The organism is Ensifer sp. Root278, from assembly GCF_001429285.1.
GTDB lineage: Bacteria > Pseudomonadota > Alphaproteobacteria > Rhizobiales > Rhizobiaceae > Ensifer.
The window spans coordinates 1-2,105 of record NZ_LMJJ01000025.1; the positions used below are offsets into that span (position 1 = coordinate 1).

A 2,105-nucleotide genomic window follows, 5' to 3' on the forward strand; every position below is an offset into this window, starting at 1 on the left:
TCGCCGACGCCGCGCATCGACCAGCTCGCCGCAGAGGGCCTGCGGCTGACGCAGTTCCTGGTCGAGCCATCCTGCACGCCGTCGCGCGCCGCTTTGATGACAGGTCGCTATTCCATCCGCTCCGGGCTATCGCTGGTCGCGGTCGCAGGCACGCCTTTCTCGCTGCCGGACAAGGAAATCACCATGGCGGAAATGCTGCACGACGCCGGCTACGCCACGGCGATCTTCGGCAAGTGGCATCTTGGCGCCCAGGTCTATAGCCAGCCGCAGAACCAGGGCTTCGACGAGTTTTACGGAATCCCTCCTGGTGACACCTGGGACGCGTTCGGGATGATCCGCCAGGGCCATCAGACCAAGTCCATCGACGTCCCGCTCGACAAGGGGCCGCACATCGTCGAGGCCAAACGGGGAGAGCCGGTGAAGCTGGTGAAACCCTATACCGAGGAAGTGCGTCGCGGGATCGACTGGGAACTGGTGGACCGCGGCGTCGATTTCATGMGGCGCCAAAAGGCGGCAGGCAAGCCGTTCTTCYTGTATCTGCCGATTTCCCGGACGCACTTTCCGAACCTSCCCTCGAAGCGCTTCGAAGGAGCTTCCCGCATCGGCCAGTTCGGCGACTCSCTGATGGAGGGCGACGCGATCGTCGGCACGATSCTCGACGCATTGAAGGATCTTGGCATTGAGGAAGACACCATCGTGGTCTTCGCCTCCGACAATGGACCAGACGGCCCCGGTGCGAGCCGGTTCGGCACCGACATGCCGGATATGGGAACGACAGGACCCTATCGTGGCGCGCTGGGCGACGTCAGCGAGGGCGCGATCCGCACCGCCGCGGTGATCCGCTGGCCGCAACGGATCAAGCCGCGATCCTCCTATGCGATGTTCTCGATCATGGATTTCTTCCCGACATTCGCGAAGCTTGCGGGCGGCAAGGTGCCGGACGACCGGCCGTTCGATGGGATCGACCAGAGCGACCTGCTGCTCGGCGACAATGACAGCGGACATCGCCAGCATTTGCTGACCTTCGTCGGCTCCGACCTGGTCGCCGTCCGCTGGAAACAGTTCCGGGCCTATTTTGCCGACGTAGCACCTGGCCGCAGCGGCNGCCAGCATTTGCTGACCTTCGTCGGCTCCGACCTGGTCGCCGTCCGCTGGAAACAGTTCCGGGCCTATTTTGCCGACGTAGCACCTGGCCGCAGCGGCCCTGGCGGCGCAACGCTGCTGGGCGGCGTGGGAAGCAGCGCGGCGCCGATGAACGGCTATCCAAAGGTGTTCAACATCGAGTCGGATCCGCACGAAGAGCACAATATCGGCGAGATGTATAACTGGGTCCTCGGGCCGTTGTTGAAGGCTGTGGAGGAATACAAGGCTACCCTCGTGCGATCGCCCAACCCGCCGGCCGCGAACATGACAAAGTTTTGAGGTCAGCATCTCTGGAGTAAAATCGACGTGCCGTCCGAGGGCTGGCGCAAGCGCGGCAATCGGCGCCAACCCCGGCGGCCATACGTACCATGCAACGATATTATTGCGGTTACCTGGCGGCACTGCCGCCACCAGACTAAAGCCTTGCTACGATCGACACGATAGACGCCGATCTCAAAACCCGGCCTGGCAACTGACGACAGTGGGTTCCCGGCTTGTCGATGTTTTCACTCCGACCTTCTGAAAGCAACGGGACCGGCGCAGCCTTCGAAGCCCTTTTCCGGCGGATGCGCGAACTAACGCCACCGAGGGCCCGGGTGAGCAAGTGCATCGGCCGACGACTTCCCCTAAGGACAATATCGCTCAGTGGAGTTTCACGTAATCTCAGCTGCGACGAGTTGTTTGAGCAGCCGCGCTTGGTTGCCGCTCCGGTCACCAGCGCAAAACCTAGGAAGGAGCATGACAATGAACCGCATTGCGACTTTTTCTATGCTTGCCTGCCTCTCCGCCCTGAGCTTCACTGGGATCGTGTACGGTCAGGGTGCCGCAATGGACTGGCCCAAAGAGATTGAGCAAACTGTACGCAGCTACAGCGGCGACAAGATCAATGTCGTCGATGTAAGCACACTTGCGGAGCAGAACCAAACGCGCATGTGGGTCGAGCATGCCACGCCGGAACAACG

The 2,105-nt window shown here is 61.9% G+C and carries 2 protein-coding genes and 1 pseudogene; all 3 read left to right on the plus strand.

The features are described from left to right. Positions 1 to 1,104 (plus strand): sulfatase-like hydrolase/transferase (locus ASE60_RS19125; protein ID WP_244495664.1); only part of this gene is annotated, 1,104 nt, incomplete at both ends. A gap of 9 nt (positions 1,105 to 1,113) precedes the next feature. Then, positions 1,114 to 1,422 (plus strand): hypothetical protein, encoded by a 309-nt coding sequence (locus ASE60_RS35750; protein WP_244495665.1) that lies wholly within the window; start codon positions 1,114 to 1,116, stop codon positions 1,420 to 1,422. A gap of 465 nt (positions 1,423 to 1,887) precedes the next feature. Continuing rightward, positions 1,888 to 2,105, plus strand: a pseudogene (locus ASE60_RS19130) (hypothetical protein); the annotation flags it as partial.